The organism is Micromonospora yongxingensis (genome assembly GCF_052601155.1).
This window is the reverse complement of record NZ_JBQXEO010000002.1, coordinates 1-19703: the sequence shown is the minus strand read 5'-3', so window position 1 is coordinate 19703 and position 19703 is coordinate 1. Positions and strand designations below refer to the sequence as shown.

Here is a 19703-nt window from a genome sequence, read left to right as displayed (position 1 = left end):
TCCGTGAGGGGGTGCCCGTGACCACCGGGGCGACGGAGGCGGGCCTGCGGGTGGTCACCGCACGGGAGTTCCTCGACGAGGTGACCTCGGTGACCCGCGAGCGTGACGCGACCGAGTTCCTCTACCTGATGGCGCAGGGCGACGGCGTCATCGGGGTGCAGTGGGAGCAGCCCGGCGTCGACCATCTGCGCCGCTACCGGGTGCGCGATCCCGACGGGCCGGCCTGCCCGCACTGCGCGCTCCTGGCCGCCGTGCTGGAGCTGGCGCCGGTGCTGCCGCTGGACGTGCTGCGGACCATGCGCACCCGACCCCAGTACGAGACGGTGCTGCGCACCGGTCGGCTGCCACACCTGGCGTTCGCCCGGCCGACGCGCCAACCCGGTGGAAGCTGGCTCGGTGACTGCCACGCGGTGCCCGGTGACCCGCACACCGACGCCGACTGCGCGACGCACGCCGTGCCCGCGCCGAGCGGCGACCTGCTGGACCTTCGCCTCGGGACGCTGCCGCGAGCGGTGCGCGAGCTGTACCCGCACGACGGCGCCGCGACGGCGGACCTCCAGCAGCGGCTGCGGATCGCCCGGGACTGGCGGGCCGACGCGCAGGCCGTGGCGAGCGGCATCCGCGAGGCGGAGGCGACCTGGGCGTTCCTGCGTAACTCCTGCGTGCTGGGCGTGCCCGTGCCCGGTGCCACCGGTCTCGTGCTCACCCTGCCGCCGGACGGGCCCCCGGACGACCGCCCACTGGCCGAGCTGCACGCGGCGGCGGTGCGGGCGCTGCCCACCGGCGGCCCGCTGGCCTACGCGGAGCGGGCCTGCCTGGTGCCGGAGCCGGGTGCCGGGGCGCAGCGGATGCCGTCGTACGCCGGTGCGCTCGACCTGACCCGTGCGACGCCGGTGCGTACGCTGCGGCTGCCGGCGCCCCGCCGGCCGCTGAGCACCACCGGCCGGGGCGTGCTGCTGCTGTACGAGGCCCGGCACGCGATGGGCCGGCACCACGCGGGCGCGCCGGAGCGCGACAGCGCCTACTGGGAGTCCGAGGCGGCGTTGAACGTCTTCGAGTTCACCCTGCTGGAGCGGGTCGCCGGCCGGCACTACCAGGACGCGGTGGCCGCGTACCTGCAGGCCCTGCGCCGGGAGGGCGACCTGCTCGCCCGCCCGCACAAGGTGCTCGACCGGCGCCGGCGCAAGGCGCTGTCCATGGCGTTCGGCGGGCTGGACGACGAGGAGCTGCACCTGTGGGCGTCGGTCGCCTACCGCAACGCCATCCTGGTGCTGCTGGGCGATCTGCAGGCGTTCGCCGCGCACCTGCGCCGCCAGGCCGGCTGACGCGGACGGCACGGCGGCCGCAGCCGTCGGTGCGGCTCAGAGCACCTGATCGAGGAACCGGCGCAGCCGCGGATGCCCGGCCCGCTCGAAGATCGCCTCCGGCGGGCCGGCCTCCAGCACCACGCCCCGGTCCATGAAGGCGACGGTGTCGGCGACCTGCCGGGCGAAGCCCATCTCGTGGGTGACCACGACCATGGTCATGCCCCCGGCGGACAGGTCGGCCATCACCCCGAGCACCCCCTTGACCAGCTCCGGGTCGAGTGCGGAGGTGGCCTCGTCGAAGAGCATCACCTCCGGCCGCAGCGCCAGCGCCCGGGCGATCGCCACCCGCTGCTGCTGGCCGCCGGAGAGCTGCGCCGGCCGCGAGTCGGCCTTGCCGGCCAGCCCCACCAGCTCCAGCTGGGCGCGTGCGACCGCCACCGCCTCGTCCTCGTCGAGCTTGCGCAGCCGCCGCAGCGCCAGGGTGACGTTGCGCAGCACGCTCATGTGCGGGAAGAGGTTGAACTGCTGGAAGACCATGCCCACCCGCTGCCGTAGCGCGTCCGGGTCGTCGCTCAGCACGCTGCGCCCGTCCAGCAGCACGTCGCCGCGGTCCGGCTCGATCAGCCGGTTGATGGTGCGCAGCAGGGTGGACTTGCCCGACCCGGACGGGCCGATCACGCACGCCGTCGCGCCGCGTGGCACGGCCAGGTCGACGCCGCGCAGCACCCGGTTCGGCCCGAAGGCGAGGTGCACGTCGCGCACGTCGAGGCTGACCGAGGTGGTCGTCGCGGTGGTCATCGCCGGTCCCCTTCGGTCGTGCCGGCCAGCGCCGGCTCGGTGTCGTCCTCGTCATCGTCGACCGGAGTGACCGGCCGGCCGTGGCGCAGCCGCCGGTCGATCCAGTTGACCACGTGCGTCAGCGGCACGGTCAACGCCAGGTAGAAGAGCCCGGCCAGCAGCAGCGCGGACTCGTTGCCGGTGGTGGCCGCGTAGTCCTGGCCGATCCGGAACAGCTCCCGCTGGCTGGCCACCAGCCCGAGGAAGTAGACCAGGCTGGAGTCCTTGATCAGTGCGATGAGCTGGTTCACCCAGGCCGGCAGCACCCGCCGGATGCCCTGCGGAATGATCACCAGTCGCATCGAGTCGGCCCAGGAGAAGCCGAGCGCGCGGGCGCCCTCCAACTGGGCGGCCTCCACCGACTGGATGCCGGAGCGGAAGATCTCCCCCATGTACGCCGCAGCGATCAGCGACAGCGCCAGGATGCCCAGCGGGTAGGGGTCGGGGCCCCAGACCTCCATGCCCAGCGGCGCCAGCCCGACTCCGATCAGGAGGATCGTCGCCGCGGCCGGCAGCCCCCGGAACACGTCGGTGTAGACCCGCGCCGGCCAGCGCAGCCAGCGGCTGCGAGAGATGCCCGCGACGGCCAGCAGCAGACCCAGCACCGAGCCGAGCAGGGCGGCGGAGACCGCCAGGATCAGCGTGTTGGGCAACCCGACGGTCAGCATCTCGGGTAGCGCCTCGCGCATGGCGTCCCAGTCGAAGAAGGTCTCCCACAGGGTGCTCAACGGATCCATCGGTCGCCTCTCCTACCGCCCTGCTCGCTCGTCACCGGGTGTGCCTCAGGACGCGGCCGACGCGGACGCCGACGCCGACGGCGCAGCCGGCACGGCCACCGTGCCGCTGCCCGGCTTGAAGTCGGCCGGAACCGGTCGGCCCGGGTAGTACTGCGCCTGCAACCGGCTCCAGGTGCCGTCCGCGATCACCTCGTCGAGGCCCTTGTTCAGCGCCTCGCGGAGCTTGTCGCTGCCCTTCGCGACCGCGTACGCGGTCGGCGCGGGGCTGAGCTGCTTGGCCGCCACGGTGATCTTTCCGTTGCTGTCGGCTGCCGACTTCTCGCCGATCTCCGCCGGGGCGATCCACGCGTCGGCGGTGCCCGCCTTGAGCTGGTTGATCGCGCCGTTGTAGTCCGGCACCCGAACCGGGTCGAGCTGCCTGCCGGTGGCGTAGTCGTCCTGGACGGTGCCCTGGACCACCACGACCCGCTTGCCGGCGAGCTGGTCGAAGCTGGTGATCGGTGAGCCGGCCGGGACGTCCAGGCCGAAGTAGCCGAAGTCGTAGCCGTTGCCGAAGTCGACCGTCTTCTTCCGCGCCTCGGTGATCGTGATCGAGGAGCTGCCGACGTCGAACTTGCGGTTGTTGACCTGGGAGAGCAGCGCGGAGAAGTCGGTGCCGACGAACTCGACCTTGAGGCCGAGCTTGCCGGCCACCGCGGTCAGCAGGTCGTTGTCGAACCCGGTGAACCGGCCGTCCTTGAGGTACACGTTCGGCGGGGCGTCGGTCAGCGTGCCGGCGCGCAGCACGCCGGGCTGCGCCAGGCCGTACGGGTTGGCGGTGGCGTCGGAGGAGGTGTCGTCGCCGCAGGCGGTCAGCGCGGTGGCGGCCAGGATCGTCGCCGCGCCGAGGGCAGCGGCACGGGTGAGGGCGGGAAGAAATCGCACAGGTGTCTCCGAAGGTTGCGCAGCGGCGGACGCGAGCGTGCGCCGCCGACGGTGCGCCCGGTGGGCGTACCGCTGGGATGGGTTCGGGAAAGGGGTGCGCTAGTGCGCGACGCGGCCGCGACAGGCGGCGCTGCACACCCGCATCATGTCCACGTGCCGCCGCCGGGTCAGTGCCGGTGGCAGCCAACCGGCGCGGGAGTCCGCGGCGTCGGCCGGTGGGGCGGTGCTGAGGATGCGCATGGGTTCTCCCGGGTCTGTGCTGACCTGGGTGCCAGGCCACGCTTGCACCGACGTCCCGTCGGTGCCTGGTCTTCACCCGGGGCACCCCACCGCGGAGGAGGGTTGCCGGCCAGCGAGCCGGGGCTTCGCGCTGGCGCTCATGACCTGTCCAGAGGCTAGCAGCCGGAACCGGCGGACCGTCCAGCCGTTATGACCACGCTCACCCTGCGCTACGACGACCCGGGCGACGGGTCAACCGGCGTGCACGTGCGGTCGGCGGCTCCGGTCGGGCTCCTGGCGCCGCAGGATCTCCCGGGTGACCGGGGCGATCTCGCCCTGGCCGAAGGCCAGGTAGCGCAGGAAGTTGCCGCCCGGGTTGCCCTCGGTCCACTCGAAGTAGATGTGCGGGCGCCGCCGGATCCGGTCGCGGATCTCCAGCAGCAGGGCGGCCAGCGCGTTGGGCACCGAGGAGCTGGCCAGGCTGAGCACGAGGTACTGGTCGTGCACGACGCTGCCACGCACCAGCAACTCGGTCTCGAAGTCCGACGGGTCGGTGACCGTCACCTCGACGAAGATCACGTCGCTGTCGGCCGGGAACTCGTTGTCGGCGACGGTCTGGGCGAGCTTGGCGCGGTACTCCGCCGGCTCCCGGCTGTCCGGCTCGTGCGCGATCAGTCGGAGTCGGCGCCCGGCGCACTCGTCGATCATCCGGGCCGCCTCGGGGTCCAGCTCCACCCGGTCGACCCGCAGCTCGAGTGCGCGGTTCAGCCGGGACAGCAACGACACCAGGATGATCCCGCCGATGAAGCAGGCAGCGATCTTCACGCCGTCGGGACGTTCCACCACGTTCGCCGCGGTGGTGTAGACGAAGATCAGTGCGATGACGCCGAAGGCGATCGTCGCGCCGCGCTGGCGTCGCCGCCGTGCCGCGAGAGTCACGGCCGTCGCCGCCGAGGTGATCAACACCAGCACCCCGGTGGCGTACGCGCCGCCCTGCGCGTCCACGCTGGCCTCGAAGACGATCGTGATCAGGAACGCCACCGCGGTGAAGACCAGGACCAGCGGCCGGACCGCCCGGGCCCAGGTCGGCGCCATGCCGTAGCGGGGTAGGTAGCGGGGTACGAGGTTGAGCAGACCGGCCATCGCCGAGGCGCCCGCGAACCAGAGGATCCCGATGGTGGACAGGTCGTAGACCGTGCCGAACACCTCGCCGAGGTACTCGTGCGCCAGGTAGGCCAGCGCCCGGCCGTTCGCCGGCCCACCCGGCTGGAACGCCTCGGGCGGGATCAGCACGGTGGTGGTGACGCTGCTGGTGATCAGGAAGACGCACATGATCGTCGCGGCGGTGGTGAGCAGGCGGCGCGCGCCCCTGATCCGGCCCAGTGGCCGGTCCTCCGTGTCCCGTGGGTCACCGCGCACGCTCGGCATCACCGCCACCCCCGTCTCGAAGCCGGACAGGCCCAGGGCCAGCTTCGGGAAGACCAGCAGGGACAGCCCGACCATCATCCAGGGGTCGCCGTGGCCGGTGGTCAGCGCGGTGGTCCAGTCCCCGACCGCGCTCGGGTGCGTCACCACCTGCCACAGCGCGGCGGCGATCACCACCGTGTTCAGCGCCAGATAGACCGCGACCAACACGACGGCGATCCCGATGGCCTCGGTGAATCCCTTGAGGAACACCGCACCCAGCAGCGACACGAGCAGCAGCGTGAGCACGACCTCCTGCCCGCGCAGCCCTTCCGGCCAGAACGGGTTCTCGTCGATGTGGGCGGTCGCGTCAGCGGCGGACAGGGTGATGGTGATGATGAAGTCGGTGGCCGCGAAGCCGAGGAGCACCAGCACCAGCAGCTTGCCGGGCCAGTAGCTCAGCAGGCGTACCAGCATCGCGATGGAGCCCTCGCCGTGCGGGCTCTCCACCGCCACCCGCCGGTAGACCGGCAGCGCGCCCAGCAGGGTCACCAGCACCAGCACCAGGGTCGCCACCGGCGAGAGCGCCCCGGCGGCCAGTGCCGCGATGCCCGGCTGGTAGCCCAGGGTCGAGAAGTAGTCGACGCCGGTCAGGCACATCACCCTCCACCACGGGTGGTGCCGGTGCTCCGGCGGGCGTCCGTGCGGCCCCTGCTGCCGCGGCTGCTCCGAGTCGCCGCCGAGCAGCCACCCCCGCAGCCGCCCGGTCCGCGGGCCGGCGCGCCTGTCGACCTCCATCGGCGCTTCCCCCGTCGTCCCGCCCGTGGTCACCGCGAGTATCCGCCAGCCGGACCCCGCCCGTCCGACGCTGGGCGGAACCCGGGCGACCGTGGGCGACGCCCCGGAGGGTTTTGGTGCGCGGGCACGGGGGAAGCAGCGCCTCCCGGCTGCCTGGCCGAACCGCGCGGGTGGTTCGGGTAGCCGCCGGTGGTGCCTCCGGGGAGGGAGCGGGTCATGGTCGGCGGCCGTCGGTTCCGCCCGGGTGAGGGCTTCGGCCGCCAGCTCGACGAGCACGAGATCCGCGACGAGCCGCCGGGCGACGAGCCGGCCGAGCCGGGCACCGGCGGGTTGGTGGACAGCGCCGTCTACATCCGTGGGCACCGCTTCGCGTCACCGGCCGGCCTCGCCGAGACGTACCGGTGCCTCCAGGAGCAGGACGACGCGATGGCCTGGATCGGCTTGTACCGACCCGACATTGACCAGATCACCTCGCTGGCCCGGGAGTTCCGGCTGCACGACCTGGCGGTGGAGGACGCGATCAACGCCCACCAGCGGCCCAAGCTGGAGCGCTACGGGCACACCCTCTTCGTGGTGCTGCGCGCCGCCCGCTACGACGATGTGCGGGAGGAGGTCGAGTTCTCCGAGCTGCACCTGTTCATCGGGCCGGGCTTCGTGGTCACCGTCCGCCACGGTGAGGCGCCCGACCTGGCCGCCGTGCGGCGGCGGATGGAGGCCGATCCGCAGATGCTCGCCCAGGGCCCGGAGGCCATCCTGTACGCGATCCTCGACCAGGTGGTCGACGGTTACGCGCCGGTGGTGGCCGGGTTGGAGAACGACATCGACGAGATCGAGACCGAGGTCTTCGGTGGCGACCCGAACGCCAGCCGGCGCATCTACGGGCTCAGCCGCGAGGTCATCCAGTTCCAACGGGCCGCCCGCCCGCTGCTCAACGTGCTCGACGCGCTGGCGGCCGGCGCGGGCAGCTACGCGACCGACGAGGAGCTGCGGCGCTACCTGCGCGACGTGACCGACCACCTCACACAGGTCGTGGAACGCGTCGACGGCTTCCGGCACCTGTTGCAGAACATCCTCACCGTCAACGCCACCCTCGTCTCGCAGCAGCAGAACGAGGAGATGCGCAGCCTCACGGCGGCCAGCTACACGCAGAACGAGGAGCTGAAGAAGGTCTCCTCGTGGGCGGCGATCCTGTTCGCACCCACGTTGATCGGCACGGTGTACGGGATGAACTTCGTCCACATGCCGGAGTTGCAGTGGCACTTCGGGTACCTGTTCGCGCTGTTGCTGATGCTGCTGGTCTGCGGCACCCTCTACCTGATCTTCAAGCGGCGCGGCTGGCTCTGAACGGGGTCCCGAGGGTCACTCGATGCCGCGAAGGATGTGCAGTTCGTCCTCGCTGTCGTCCTCGCCGGAGCCGATCCGACCGAGCAGCACGGCAGCGGCCCAGATGGTCAGTGGCGTGGCCGCCCCGGTCATGCCGCCGCCGGTCCGGTCGTCCCTGGTCTGGCTCCGCTCCGTCTGCGGTGGCCTGCGCTGAGCCTGCATGGGCACTGCCTCTCGTCGTCGAAGCCGTCCCGGGCGGCGCCACGTTGCGCCCGCGTCGCCGGATGGGCCGGCCGCGCGCGGCGGGCGGCCATCGGAACGGCATCCATGTCGAACCATCCCACGCCCGGCCTCGTCGGCACCCCTTGTTTTCAGTTTCCCGACTGCGACCCGCCAATCCGGACATTACGCACAAGGGTCGCGCCGCTGGTCCGGGGAGCTGGGGAGACTCCCTGTCCGGCCGGGCGCGGCCGCCCTCCAGGGCCAGGCGGGCCGGCGGTCAGGACAGCGGGTGGGCGATGCCGCGGGCGTGGTCGGTGAGTGCCGCGCCGACCACGGTCGCGGCCAGCGGCAGCACCTCCAGGCAGCGGCGCACCGCGGCGGCCATCAGCACGTTCGGCACCCGCATGGAGAGCGTGCAGTGCGGCACCCAGCGCCCCGGCTGGTAGTGCTCGACCAGCGTGATGCCGGCGGCGGCGAGCCGGTCGTGCACCATCCGGTGGTGGGCCAGCAGCTCCGATGTGGGCGTCGGGCCGAGCCAGAGCACCCGTCCGACGAACTGACCGGCGTGCTGGAAGTCGAGTCGCAGCGGGGCGGCCACGACGGTGCCGCGCAGCGCCGCGGCGACCTGCTCGGGGTCGAAGCGGGGCGCCACCGCGAGCGAGACGTGCGGGCGGTGGCGCTGCTCCAGCAGCGAGCGCATGCTCTGCACGCCCTCGGCCTCCAGAGCGTCCCAGAGCACCCGGATCCGCCGGGTAGCGTCCGGGTCCAGATACAGCTCCAACGCCGCGACCACTTGATCACCGTAGCGGCCGAGGTTTGGCCGTCCGTGTCGGCGGTACCCGATCAGAGACACACCAGGAGGCGTGACCCGTGGACGTGAGTGACCTGCTGACCGAGACGTACGACCGGCTGCCCGACCTCGTCCGGGCGGCGGTCGACGGCCTCAGCCCCGAGCAGCTGCGCTGGGCGCCCGGCCCCGGCGCCAACTCGATCGGCTGGTTGGTCTGGCACCTGACCAGGGTCCAGGACCACCACGTCGCCCACCTGCTCGACACCGACCAGGTCTGGGCGAGCGGCGAGTGGGCCGGCCGGTTCGGCCTCACCACCGACCCGGACAACACCGGCTACGGCCACTCGCCCGCCCAGGTCGCCGCGGTGCGGCCGGAGAGCGCGCAGGCGTTGATCGACTACTACGAGGCGGTCGCGGCGCGGACCGGGCCGTTCCTGGCCGGGTTGCGAGCGGCGGATCTGGACCGGGTGGTCGACGAGTCGTGGGACCCGCCGGTCACCCTCGGCGTCCGGCTGGTCAGCATCGCCGAGGACGACCAGCAACACGTCGGCCAGGCCAACTACCTCCGAGGGCTGATCGGCGCCTGAGCCGGGGACGTCCACCGGCTCAGCCCGCGATCACCGGTCGTCACCCGGTCCGGGTGAGGCGTCCTCACCCCGGGGCGGGCGATCCTGCGGGAGAGCGGGGGAGGGGACGAGATGGGCGCGATGGCCGAACACCTGGAACAGCTCGGCTCCGGCCGGCGTACCGACCTGCCAGAGACGACCGCCGGGACTCTGCGGCTGGACGCGTGCGACGACGGCCACAGCGAGCACTGGTACCTGACCGTCGACGACCAGCACGTCCGGGTGACCCGGTCGTCCAGCGACGCCGAGCTGGTGGTCCGCGCCGACCGGACGGTGTTCGAACGGTTGGCGAGCGGCGAGACCCACCTGTCGGCCGCGTTGCTGCGCAACGAGGTGACCGTCCAGGGCAACATTCGGCTGTTGATGCTGCTGCGGCGGATCTTTCCCGGGCCTGTCGGTGCCCGCCATCCCCGCGAGCTGGGCAGGGCCGCGACGGCCGGGCGGGGCGGGCGGCCGTGAGGCAGGAACTGGTGCACGTGATCGCGGGCAACGCCTTCGCGATCAGCGACGCGCAGGGCGACGTGGAGGCGGCCCCGGACGCGCCGGTGGGGCTCTTCTCATTCGACACCCGCTTCCTGTCCCACTGGATGTTGCGGGTCGACGGGGAAGGGCTGAACGCGCTGTCCCGCGACGACATGACGTACTTCGAGACCCGGTTCTTCCTGGTTCCGGGCGCCGCGAGCCATTACGTCGACGCCGACGTGTCGGTCATCCGGCACCGATCGATCAACGACAGTTTCAGCGAGCACATCACCGTGCTCAACCACTCGGCCCAGCCGGCCGAGTTCACGGTGCGGATGGAGATCGGCAACGACTTCGCCGACCTGTCCGACGTCGCCAGAGCCGCCGAGCGACGGGAGCCGACCCGCCGGGCCGCCCAGATCACCGCCGACTCGGCGCGCCGCCAACTCGTGCTGCGCTACGAGCGGGAGCGGTTCATCCGGGAGACCACCGTGACCAGCACGGCGCCCGTGCAGGTGGACGAGCGGGGAATGACGTTCCGGATCAGGATCGAGCCCGAAGGCGCGTGGGAGACCACCCTGCACGTCACCATGACCATCCACGGCGAGGGCGGCCGGGACCTGCGCAACGACATCGAGTCGCACCGGCAGCACGTACGCGGGGGAATGCGCGAGGATCTGGCGGACTGGCTGGACCGGGCCCCGCACCTGGTGGCCGAACGGGGCGGCCTGGAGGAGACCTACCGGGGCTGCCTCGCCGACCTGGCGGCGCTGCGGTACTTGCCACTGTCGTCCACCGCCCGGGTGCCGGTCGGCGGCCTGCCGTGGGCCATGGGCCTGTGCGGACGCGACAGCATCATCACCTGCCTGCAGACCATGGCGTTCACCCCCGAGCTGGCCCCCGCGACGCTGCGGATGCTGGCGCTGCTGCAGGGCAGCCAGCTCGACGACCGACACGACGAGGAGCCGGGCAAGATCCTGGCTCAGCTCCGCTACGGCGAATCCGCCGCGTTCGGCGAGCGACCGGACGCCGTGTACTACGGCGCGGCGGACACCACCCCGCTGTTCGTCGTCCTCCTCGACGAGTACGAGCGCTGGTCCGGCGACGCCGACCTGGTCCGCGAACTGCGCCACCCGGCCCGGATGGCGCTGGACTGGATCGACGAGTACGGCGACATGACCGGTGACGGCTACCTGCGCTACCAGCGCCGCAACGAGCGGCACGGCGTGGTCAACCAGGCATGGAAGGACTCGGACGACGCCATCGTCGACGTCCATGGACGGCAACCCGGACTTCCCCGGGCGACCTGTGAGTTGCAGGGCTACGCGTACGACGCGAAGCGGCGCGGCGCCCGGTTGGCCCGGGAGTTCTGGGGTGACCCCGCGTACGCCGACCGGTTGGAGCGGGAGGCGGCGGAGCTGAAGGACCGGTTCAACCGGGACTTCTGGTTGCCGCACCGGGAGTACTACGCGCTGGCGCTGGGGCCGGACGGCGATCCGGTCGACGCGCTGTCGTCCAACATCGGGCATCTGCTGTGGAGCGGGATCGTCGCCGACGACCGCGCCGAGGCGGTTGCCGAGCATCTGGTCGGGCCGCGGCTGTTCAGCGGGTGGGGGGTGCGGACCTTCGCCACCGGGCAGCGCCCGTACAACCCGGTGGGCTCGCATCTGGGGGCGGTGTGGCCGTCGGACAACGCGCTGATCGCCGCCGGGCTGCGACACTACGGTTTCGACGTCCAGGCGGCCCTGATCGCGAACGGCATCTTCGACATGGCGCAGACGGTCGGCGGGGCGGTGCCGGAGCTGATCGCCGGCTACGAGCGCAGCCTGACGAAGTATCCCGTTCAGCTGCCCTCGGCCGGTCGTCCCCAGTCCTGGTCGTCGGGCGCGCTGCTGATGCTGTTGGGCACCCTGCTGGGGCTGCGGCCCACCGGCGACAACCTGCTCGTGAACCCGTCCCTGCCCAAGGGCTTCGGCCGGATCGAGCTGCTCGACATCCCGGGCCGTTGGGGCCACTCCGACGCCTACGGCCGCGACCGGGCCGCCGCACGAGCCCGCCTCCGCTGACCGGTGCCCCTTCCCGCCCCGCTGATCATGAGATTGGTGTCACGACCCGCCGGTGCCGGCCACGCCGACCTCATGGTCGGCGGGCGGGGTGGGGGTGGGGGTGGGGGTGGTTGGGTGGCGGCGGGGGGTCAGGGTGCGGTCCAGGGTGACGAAGAGCAGGCCCAGCAGCCAGAACGCGACGGCGAAGAGGACCGCGCTGATCGCCACTCCGTCGTAGCCCAGCTCACCGGCGTCCAGGAACGGGTACGGGTACCGGCGGACGACCAGCCCTCGGAGCAGGGCGAAGCCGAGATAGGCCAGTGGGAACGCCAGCCACCATGCCGCGTAGCGCAGGCGCAGCCGGCCACGCTGGTCGAACAGCACCCAGTCGGCGACCGCGAGCAGCGGCACGACCGTGTGCAGCAGTTGGTTGCCGAGCGCCTCGCCGACGGCCCGGTCGGGTTGCGCCATCGCGAACGGGCTCGCCGGGTTGGCCAGCACCAGGTGGTAGACCACGCCGGTGATGGTGATGTAGAGGGTGACCGCGCCGCGCAGCGCCGGTGGGGGATCGGGCCGGTCCCGCCAGGCCCGCCAGCCGGCGTACCCCGCGAGGGCGCCGACCGCGACGTTGCTCTGGATGGTGAAGTACGGCAGCAGCCCGGTGACGGTGGCCGGGCCGAGCGCGGTGAGCACGATCCCGCCCAGCACGCCGAGCACCACCGCCAGGCGCAGGGCCGCCACCGCGCGTCGACGCCGCAGACTCACCGGGGCAAGCTATCAGCCGTCGGCGGGCAGGAGTCGTCGCGCCGGGCCGTGATCTCGAGCCCCGGCCGAGGAAGGTCGGTTGTGCCGTCCACATCGTCAGGACGGCCGCCCGCGTGAGCGGTCAGTTCGATGGGCGGCCCGGCGGGGCGGACCGGCCGTCGGCCGGTCCGGTGTGGTCCTGCTCGCGGGCGGTGGGCGGCCCGTCCGGAGGCCCGGGAGACCCCGGATGCCGGCTCGGCACCGCACCGGGCCGTGCACCGCTGGGCCTGCCCGGTGCGGCCTCGACGGCCAGGATGTCCGCGCAGTAGTCGGCCACGCGATGCCGGTCGCCCGCTGCGGCGATCAACCCGGAGAAGGCCGGACTGTCGAGCGCGCGCCCGGGGTTGCCTTCGGCGACCGTCCGGTACGCCCGGCACAGACCCACCACCTCGCCGGCGGCCGACGTGTGCGGCGTCGGCACGGTGGTGGCGGGCGCGTCGGTCGCCGGCCGGTCACCGGTGGCCGGGGCGGTCGCGGCGGGTGGACCGACGGGTGCCGGTGGGGTTGCCGTGGGCAGGTGCGGCCGGGGAGTCGTGCCGTTGACGGCGGCCAGTGCCACCCCGCCGGTGGCGGCCAGCGCCAGTGCCGCCACCGCGGCCCGGGCGCCGGTCCAGGCGAGAGTGCGTGACCGGCGGTCGGGCTGTCGGGTGACGGCCGGGTCAGCCAGGGCACGGCGAAAGGCGTGCAGGGCGACGCCTTCACCGGCCAGTTCACCGGGGCTTGGTGCGGCGCGCACCGCGGTCAGCAGCAACGCGACCGGCCGCCGGGCGGTCGAGGGGTCGACGATGTTACCGCCGAACAACTGTTCGGCGGTCTTCTGGTCGATGCGGTCTGCGGTCATCTCGTGTCCCTCAGCGCCACCGACCTGCGCGCTGTCACATCGGCTCCCGCTCGGTGGGATCGGAGGTGACGCGCGGTGGATGGCGGGGAACGGCCCGCCCGGGTCAGCCCATGGTCTTGGTGCCGTCGATCGCCTCGCGCAGGATGTCGGCGTGCCCGGCGTGCTGGGACGTCTCGGCGATCAGGTGCAGCAGCACCCGGCGAACAGTCCAGCTCGCCCCCGGCTCGAACCAGGGCGCCTGCGGCAGCGGGTGCGCCGCGTCCAGGTCGAGGGTGGCGACCAGCTCGTCGGTCTCGGCGGCGACCTGCTGGAATCGCTCGACCAGACCGGCCAGGGTCTCGCCCGGCGCCATCCGGAACTGACCGACCCAGTCGACCTCCTCGCGCAGCATCGCATCCGCGCCGCCCACGGCGAAGCGCATCCACCGCTCCTCGATGCCGGCCACATGCTTGATGAGACCGCCGAGGCAGAGCTCACTGACGGTGGTCCGTGTGGCCGCCTGCTCGTCGGTGAGCCCGTCGACGGTGTGCAGGAGGAAACCCCGGTGCCGGCGCAGCGCCTGCAACAGGTCGGCCCGCTCTCCGGTGAGCTGCTCGGTGCTCGTCATGGTGGCGCCCTTTCGTCGACGTCGGCTCGGCCTGAGCGTAGGACCCGGCACCGACAGTTCCGGCCCACAGGCGACGGCGCGGGCCGCCAGCGGTTGCCGATCCGCGCGCGGAGCGGTCCACTGAATGACATGGGTGTGATTAAGGTGGGTACGTCCTCGTGGGCCGACCAGTCGCTGCTGCGCTCCGGGTGGTACCCGCGCTCGGCCAACACGCCCGCCGGTCGACTGGGCTTCTACGCGGGACGCTTCCCTCTGGTCGAGGTGGACACCTCCTACTACGCGATCCCCGCGCCGGAGACGACCCACGGCTGGGTCGACGCCACTCCGCCCGAGTTCACCTTCGACGTCAAGGCGTTCAGCCTCTTCACCGGTCACCCGACACGGGTCGCGGCACTGCCCCGCGACCTGCGCCCGCCCGCCGGTTCGAGCCGGATCCGTCGCCGCGACCTGCCGGAGCGGTCGTACGACGAGCTGTGGTCCCGGTTCCGGGCGGCGCTGGAGCCGATCGCGGCCGCCGGCAAGCTGGGTGTCGTGATGCTCCAGTTCCCGCCGTGGCTGGTGCGCAGCGCCGCCGCCGAACGCCGGATCGTCGAACTGGCACAGCGGTGCCGGCCGTGGCGGGTCGGTGTGGAGCTGCGACACGGGTCCTGGTTCGACGACGGGGCCGCCGTGGACACTGTGGACCTGTTGCGCGCGCACGACCTCTCGCTGGTCTGTGTCGACATGCCGCAGGGGCACCCGTCGTCGGTGCCGCCGATCCTGACCGCCACGGCGGAGCCGGCGATCGTCCGGTTCCACGGACACAGCGACGCCTGGCGCGACGGCGACAAGGAGGACAAGTTCCGCTACGCGTACGCCGAGGAGGAGTTGCGGCACTGGGCCGGGCTGCTGGCCGAGCTGGCCGGCCCGGCCGACGAACTGCACGTGCTGTTCAACAACTGCTGCGCCGGCCAGGCCCAGCGCGACGCGACCCGGCTCGCGCAGGTGCTGACCGAGACCATGATCTGGCCCGAGTCCGACGTCGACCGACCGGACGTCGCCGCGCGGGCCGCGTCCACCACCTGACACGTGCCGCAGCGGCCGGTCAGGCCGTCGGGCCGACCTCGATCAGCAGGCCGTCCACCGGGCGGGTGGGGATGCGGTGCAGGGGGATGCGCAGGTCCTGCTCGGGCACCGTGTACTCCAGCCGGGCCAGCCGGACGACGAGGTCACGCAACAACGCCACGGTGATCTGCTCCCCGGGGCAACGGTGCCCGGTGCGCGGGTCACCGCCGCCCTGGGGCACCAGCTCGAACGGCCCGATCTCCCGGCCGACGAACCGCTCCGGCCGGAAGCGGTACGGCTCCGGCCAGAGCCGGGGGTCGTGGTTCTGCCCGTACAGGTCCAGCAGCACGATCGCGCCCGCCGGGATCCGTACGCCGCCCCATTCCAGGCCGGTCACCGCCCGCCCGCCGACGAACGGCGCGAACGGGTAGAACCGGCGGACCTCGTGGGCGTACGCCTCGGCGAACCCCGGGTCGGCGGCGCGGAGCTGGTCCCCGTGCGCCGGCCAGCGGTGCAGAGCGTGCCCGCCGAAGGCGACGAACCAGCTCACCGCGACCGTGGGGCGGATGATGTTGAGCAGTTCGACCGCGGCGGTGCAGGCGTCCAGCGGCGCGCCGTCGGCGTCCCGGTGACCCGCCACCGCCGCGACCGCGGAGCCCTCCGGGACCGTCGCCTCGCCCCGGCGTACCCGGTCGATCAGCGTGGCCAGCCAGTTCTCCCGGCGGGTCCGTGCCCGGCGCGCCCGCAGGTGCCGCCGGCCGACGCTGCCGAAGCCGTCGACCATGGCGACCAGGTCGGCGGCGAGCGCCGGCACCTCGGCCGGCGTCAGCGGGATGCCGGTCCAGTCGCAGACGGCCCGGGTCAGCACCCGACTCGTCTCGTCGAAGAGCACCACCCGGCCGCGGCCGGGCCAGTCCTGGGAGGCGGCCTGCCACGCCCGCCCGACCCGCTCGACCAGGCCGTCGATGCCGCCGTTCACGAGCAGACCCACGAACAGCGCCTTGCGGACCCGGTGTGCCGTGCCGTCGAGGGTGTGCACCGCGTGGTGCCCGAACAGGGTGCTCCGCACCGGCCCGGGGATGGCCCCCTGCCGGCGCACGTGCCGCTCGTCGTAGAAGAACCGGGCCGCCTCCGGGCCGTGCAGGGCCACCGTGGGCAGCCCCAGCAGCCGGGTCCGCAGCACGTCGGCGCCGGCCCGACGTAGCCGGTCGGGCAGCCACGCGTACCCGTGCAACGCCAGCGGAAGACCATCGTCGAGGCGGAAGGTGCGCGGCTTCTGCATGGGTGCAGTCGTGCCCGGCCGGACGTTTCGCAAACCACGAGCCCGCCGGCCGAAACCCGGCGGCGGGCGTCGCGGGTGCTGCTAGGAGCGCCGACCGCGGGTGCGCAGCGCGTCCTGGCTGCGCTCGTTGATGTCCGCGTCGTCCGGAAAGGACCGGCGGCCGGGCGCCGGGTCCGGCGGTGCGCCCGGGCCGGCCGCTGGAGTACGGGTCGGTTCGACCGAGCCGAAGCCGTGCAGGCCGGCCGGGTTGGTCCGGCTCGCCGGGGCGCCCGCGCGGCGTTCTCCGCGCCGCCCCTCGGGCACCGCCGTCTCCTCGCTGCCCTCGTCCATCGGCGAGTCCTCGTCCGTGCCCCACGGCGGTTCGGCGTCGAAGCCGTCCTCGGTCTTCCACGGCTGCACCGCCTCCGGCTCCAGCCGGTCGCCGCCACTGCGTCCCTCGTGCGCCGTCATGGCCACCTCGCTCGTCGGTCCGCCGTCACCGGCGGACGATTGCGGGGACGGGTCACGCCCGCCCGCGCGCCGTACCGGTCCCTACGACCGGCCGGCCATCGCCCCGCCGTGCAGGAGCGGCGGGGCAATGGCCGTCCGGTTCGGCACTCAGCGGCCCGCCATCGCCATCTGCCGCTTGCCGCCCATGCCCATGCCGGCGATCTTGGCCACCCCCATCGGGGCGCTCATCACTCCGCCGGCCCGGCCGAGGATGCCGCGGAACACCTGGCCGGGCTTCTGCTGCTCGCCCATGTACGCGGTCACCACGACCAGGGTCCCGGTCAACGCCGGGATGGCCCACTGGAGCAGCTTCATCTGCCGCTGCGAGGAGGCCACGCTCGCCGGGGTCTGGTGGTTGGGCTCGGTGGCCCCGCTCACCGGCGGGGCCCCCGCCTTCTCCAACCGCATGCCGACCAACCGGCTGTAGCCGGTGACCGCGAGCGCGCCGATCGTCAGCGCCGTCTTGATGGTGCTGGCCCGGGCCACCCCTGACTGGCTGGCGACCCGCGGGCTCTCCGTCACCAGCTCGCCGACGGCCCCGGCCAGGTGCGCGCCGATCGCGGCCGCGTTGACCGGGGTCCACTTGGACCATCCGGCCGACGCGACCGGAAGCCGCTGGGTCGAGTCGCTGATCTTCGCCGCTGCGCCGTTGACGCCGAGCGCTCCCATGAGGGAGCCGCCAAACCAGGCCGCCAGGCCCAGATCGTGCATCGAGCGCAGTGCGGTGTGCCGTTCGGACATGTGATCCCCTTCCGCCGTGTCGGGCGCTGCGGCTTACCCGCCGCCCGGGCGGCTAACCCCGGCGCGTGCCGGTCGATCCGGTGCCGCACGGGCACGGCGGGGACATCCGGATCGCGATGGTGCCGCATGGCCACCGGCAGGAGTCGTCCGGTCGGTGGCGGGTAGATGTCCGGGGGACGCTGACGGAGAGGGGAACGGGATGTCGCAGCCGGACGAGAGCCGGGAGAAGACCGCCAAGACCGACGCGGTGCTGATGCATCCGGACAACGACCCGCACCGGAACACCGCCGAGGTCGCTCCGCGCAAGGACCACGGTGAGGTCCGGGTGGAGCGCGACGGCGAGCTGGTGCCGCTGGATCAGGACGAGTGAGTCAGCCGGCCGGGCCGCACGACGACCGGCCGGTACGGCTCAGCGGGGCGGCAGGTCGCTGGCGAAACCGGCGATCCGCCGCGCCAGCGGAGCACCCGCACGGACCCAGGTGAAGTGGTCCAGGGCCGCCCCGGCCTGCGCCACCGTGTACCGCTCCCGCGTCACCGGGGCCGCGGTGAGCTTCGCGCAGAGGTGGTCCATGGTCTCGTGCGGGGTGTACTGGTCGTCGTCCACGCTGACCGCCAGCACCGGAGTCCGTACCGCGCGCACCGCCGCCTCGGTGTCCGTACCGTCGAGTCGGGGGAAGCGGCCGGTCCGCGCGGTGTACGCCCAGTCCCGGATCACCCCGCGCGCCTGCCGGCCGCCGAAGCCCCACCCCGGCCACACCCCGAGCAGCGCGGCGGTGGCGGCGATCCCCTGGGTGTACGGCAGCACTCCCAGCCCTCGCCGCCCCGGGTAGGTGCGCCAGTAGGGGATGCCGACCGCGACCAGCGCCAGCCCGTCCACCGCGTCGGTGCCGTCCAGTGCGAGGTGCAGCAGTGCGGCCTGCCCGCCGAGTGAGTGCCCGAGCAGCAGCCGGGTACGGCCGTCCAGTCGTGGCTTGAGCGCGGCCAGGACGGCACCGACGTCGCCGGCGAGTTCGCTGTAGCCGTGCCGGTCGGCGCGGCTCGGTGCGGGGGTGCTCGCCCCGGTGCCCCGCAGGTCGGCGACCACGACGGCCAGCCCGGCGGCGCGGAGCGCGGCGGCGAACGGCCGGTAGTACCGGGCGCGCACCCCCATCGCCGGCCAGATCACCACGGCCGGCGCGCCCGCGTCGCCCTCGGGCTCCGGGTACACCTGCACGCCGAGGCGGCCACCATCGACGTCGACGAACTCCTGCGCGTACTCCGGGTCCCCGTTCACCCGCCCAGCTTACGACCCGACGTTACCGGCGGGTAGCGGCGCGCGGCGGGCCCGCTCCACCCGCTCCACGGCGTCGAGCACCTGGGGCACCTGCACGGCGGCCAGGGCCGGATGCGGGGCGTCGTCGGCCGCACCGCGCGGACGGGGGCCCGCCCAGAGCGCCTGGTGCCACGGCCGGTCCGGCGGCGGTCCCCACTGCCGGGGCGGCACCGGCCCGAACAGCAGCACCGACGGCGTGCCGTACGCCGTGGCCAGGTGACCGATGCCCGTGTCGCCGCTGAGCACCAGCCGGGCGTCTGCGACCAGCGCGGCCAACTCGCCGAGGTCGGTCCGACCGGCCAGCACCGCCGCGGTGGGAAGCCCGGACAGCTCCGCCACCCTGAGGCAGAGCGCCCGCTCGCCACGGCTGCCGGTCACCACCACCCGGTGCCCCCGTGCCGTGAGGTCGCGCGCCACGGCCGCGAACCGGGCCGGCGGCCAGCGGCGCTCGGCGGCCTTCGCGCCGGGATGCACGATGCTGACCCCGGTCGGTAGACCGGCTGGTTCCGGCCGGCGCAATGTCAGGTTGGTGTGGTCGGCGGGGATGTCGTACCAGGACAGCAGTCGGCACCACCGGTCGATTTCGTGTTCGTCGACGGTCCAGGGCGGGCCGTCGGTGAAGCCGGCGTCGGCGTTGGCGAAGGCGAGCAGCCGTTGCGGCTGCGTGTCGGCGAGCATGCGGTGTGACTGGGGTCCCCGCCCGTGCAGGTTGACCGCGATCTGCGGGGCCGGGCCGGGCCACGCGAGGTGGCCCAGCCCTGGTGCGTCGACCAGCCGGTCGACGCCGCCGACGAGGTCGACCAGCGGCGTCAGCCAGCGCGGTGCGACCAGTACCAGTTCCCGACCGGGGTACGCGGCGCGTAGTGCCCTCAGCGCGGGCACCGCGGTC

22 protein-coding genes and 1 riboswitch are annotated in these 19703 nt (G+C 73.3%); of the genes, 7 read left to right on the top strand and 15 right to left on the bottom strand.

What is annotated here, in order from left to right; genetic code table 11:
- Positions 1-17: 17 nt before the first annotated feature.
- Entirely contained in the window at positions 18-1325 is a 1308-nt protein-coding gene (locus tag ACTWLT_RS03260) for a hypothetical protein (RefSeq protein ID WP_445317070.1), read from the top strand.
- Between the two features lie 36 nt (positions 1326-1361).
- On the opposite strand, the gene ACTWLT_RS03255 is transcribed toward ACTWLT_RS03260, so the two are convergent.
- From ACTWLT_RS03255 to ACTWLT_RS03235, 5 genes are all read right to left on the bottom strand, one after another.
- A complete protein-coding gene (locus tag ACTWLT_RS03255) occupies positions 1362-2105 on the bottom strand; it encodes an amino acid ABC transporter ATP-binding protein (RefSeq protein WP_252419531.1) in 744 nt (247 codons plus the stop codon).
- Positions 2102-2881, bottom strand: coding sequence for an amino acid ABC transporter permease (locus tag ACTWLT_RS03250; RefSeq protein WP_445317069.1), 780 nt, complete (start codon positions 2879-2881; stop codon positions 2102-2104). The genes ACTWLT_RS03255 and ACTWLT_RS03250 overlap by 4 nt, the downstream gene beginning before the upstream one ends.
- Before the next feature lie 45 nt (positions 2882-2926).
- Positions 2927-3805: an ABC transporter substrate-binding protein gene (locus ACTWLT_RS03245; protein WP_445317068.1), complete on the bottom strand. Its 879-nt coding sequence runs from the start codon at positions 3803-3805 to the stop codon at positions 2927-2929.
- Between the two features lie 99 nt (positions 3806-3904).
- Positions 3905-4045 carry a hypothetical protein gene (locus ACTWLT_RS03240; protein ID WP_252419534.1) on the bottom strand — a complete coding sequence of 47 codons (141 nt, stop codon included), beginning with the start codon at positions 4043-4045 and terminating at the stop codon, positions 3905-3907.
- Between the two features lie 33 nt (positions 4046-4078).
- Positions 4079-4190, bottom strand: a riboswitch (SAM riboswitch).
- Positions 4191-4276: 86 nt separating this feature from the next.
- Positions 4277-6226, bottom strand: coding sequence for an amino acid transporter (locus ACTWLT_RS03235; RefSeq protein WP_445317067.1), 1950 nt, complete (start codon positions 6224-6226; stop codon positions 4277-4279).
- 216 nt (positions 6227-6442) lie between these two features.
- Here ACTWLT_RS03235 and corA point away from each other — a divergent pair, with 216 nt between their 5' ends.
- A complete protein-coding gene (gene corA, locus ACTWLT_RS03230; RefSeq protein ID WP_445317066.1) occupies positions 6443-7570 on the top strand; it encodes a magnesium/cobalt transporter CorA in 1128 nt (375 codons plus the stop codon).
- Positions 7571-7585: 15 nt separating this feature from the next.
- On the opposite strand, the gene ACTWLT_RS03225 is transcribed toward corA, so the two are convergent.
- Together ACTWLT_RS03225 and ACTWLT_RS03220 are read right to left on the bottom strand one after the other, a co-directional pair.
- Positions 7586-7771 (bottom strand): hypothetical protein, encoded by a 186-nt coding sequence (locus ACTWLT_RS03225; protein WP_445317065.1) that lies wholly within the window; start codon positions 7769-7771, stop codon positions 7586-7588.
- A 277-nt stretch (positions 7772-8048) separates the two neighbouring features.
- On the bottom strand, positions 8049-8564 hold the full coding sequence (locus tag ACTWLT_RS03220) for a 2'-5' RNA ligase family protein (RefSeq protein WP_445317064.1): 516 nt from the start codon (positions 8562-8564) through the stop codon (positions 8049-8051).
- Positions 8565-8641: 77 nt separating this feature from the next.
- Here ACTWLT_RS03220 and ACTWLT_RS03215 point away from each other — a divergent pair, with 77 nt between their 5' ends.
- The 3 genes from ACTWLT_RS03215 to ACTWLT_RS03205 all read left to right on the top strand — a co-directional run bounded on the left by ACTWLT_RS03215 (position 8642) and on the right by ACTWLT_RS03205 (position 11715).
- Positions 8642-9148 carry a mycothiol transferase gene (locus ACTWLT_RS03215; protein WP_252419539.1) on the top strand — a complete coding sequence of 169 codons (507 nt, stop codon included), beginning with the start codon at positions 8642-8644 and terminating at the stop codon, positions 9146-9148.
- A gap of 120 nt (positions 9149-9268) precedes the next feature.
- Positions 9269-9646 (top strand): SCP2 sterol-binding domain-containing protein, encoded by a 378-nt coding sequence (locus tag ACTWLT_RS03210; protein ID WP_445317063.1) that lies wholly within the window; start codon positions 9269-9271, stop codon positions 9644-9646.
- Positions 9643-11715 (top strand): amylo-alpha-1,6-glucosidase, encoded by a 2073-nt coding sequence (locus ACTWLT_RS03205; RefSeq protein ID WP_445317062.1) that lies wholly within the window; start codon positions 9643-9645, stop codon positions 11713-11715. Before ACTWLT_RS03210 ends, ACTWLT_RS03205 begins: the two co-directional genes overlap by 4 nt.
- A gap of 39 nt (positions 11716-11754) precedes the next feature.
- On the opposite strand, the gene ACTWLT_RS03200 is transcribed toward ACTWLT_RS03205, so the two are convergent.
- From ACTWLT_RS03200 to ACTWLT_RS03190, 3 genes are all read right to left on the bottom strand, one after another.
- Positions 11755-12459 carry a Pr6Pr family membrane protein gene (locus ACTWLT_RS03200; RefSeq protein ID WP_445317061.1) on the bottom strand — a complete coding sequence of 235 codons (705 nt, stop codon included), beginning with the start codon at positions 12457-12459 and terminating at the stop codon, positions 11755-11757.
- A 121-nt stretch (positions 12460-12580) separates the two neighbouring features.
- Positions 12581-13339: a hypothetical protein gene (locus tag ACTWLT_RS03195; RefSeq protein WP_445317060.1), complete on the bottom strand. Its 759-nt coding sequence runs from the start codon at positions 13337-13339 to the stop codon at positions 12581-12583.
- A 103-nt stretch (positions 13340-13442) separates the two neighbouring features.
- On the bottom strand, positions 13443-13946 hold the full coding sequence (locus tag ACTWLT_RS03190; protein ID WP_445317059.1) for a DinB family protein: 504 nt from the start codon (positions 13944-13946) through the stop codon (positions 13443-13445).
- A 129-nt stretch (positions 13947-14075) separates the two neighbouring features.
- Here ACTWLT_RS03190 and ACTWLT_RS03185 point away from each other — a divergent pair, with 129 nt between their 5' ends.
- Positions 14076-15011, top strand: coding sequence for a DUF72 domain-containing protein (locus ACTWLT_RS03185; RefSeq protein WP_445317058.1), 936 nt, complete (start codon positions 14076-14078; stop codon positions 15009-15011).
- A gap of 19 nt (positions 15012-15030) precedes the next feature.
- On the opposite strand, the gene ACTWLT_RS03180 is transcribed toward ACTWLT_RS03185, so the two are convergent.
- From ACTWLT_RS03180 to ACTWLT_RS03170, 3 genes are all read right to left on the bottom strand, one after another.
- Positions 15031-16272, bottom strand: a complete 1242-nt coding sequence (locus ACTWLT_RS03180) for a cytochrome P450 (RefSeq protein ID WP_445317057.1) — start codon at positions 16270-16272, stop codon at positions 15031-15033.
- A gap of 81 nt (positions 16273-16353) precedes the next feature.
- Entirely contained in the window at positions 16354-16722 is a 369-nt protein-coding gene (locus tag ACTWLT_RS03175) for a hypothetical protein (protein WP_445317056.1), read from the bottom strand.
- A 147-nt stretch (positions 16723-16869) separates the two neighbouring features.
- Entirely contained in the window at positions 16870-17502 is a 633-nt protein-coding gene (locus ACTWLT_RS03170; RefSeq protein WP_445317055.1) for a hypothetical protein, read from the bottom strand.
- A 199-nt stretch (positions 17503-17701) separates the two neighbouring features.
- Between ACTWLT_RS03170 and ACTWLT_RS03165 the strand changes: the two genes are divergently transcribed.
- A complete protein-coding gene (locus ACTWLT_RS03165) occupies positions 17702-17872 on the top strand; it encodes a hypothetical protein (protein WP_252419548.1) in 171 nt (56 codons plus the stop codon).
- A gap of 39 nt (positions 17873-17911) precedes the next feature.
- Here ACTWLT_RS03165 and ACTWLT_RS03160 read toward each other — a convergent pair whose 3' ends face one another.
- Both ACTWLT_RS03160 and ACTWLT_RS03155 read right to left on the bottom strand, forming a co-directional pair.
- Positions 17912-18775, bottom strand: coding sequence for an alpha/beta hydrolase family protein (locus ACTWLT_RS03160; RefSeq protein WP_445317054.1), 864 nt, complete (start codon positions 18773-18775; stop codon positions 17912-17914).
- A 9-nt stretch (positions 18776-18784) separates the two neighbouring features.
- The coding region (locus tag ACTWLT_RS03155) for a glycosyltransferase family 9 protein (RefSeq protein ID WP_445317053.1) at positions 18785-19703 on the bottom strand (919 nt) is incomplete at its 5' end.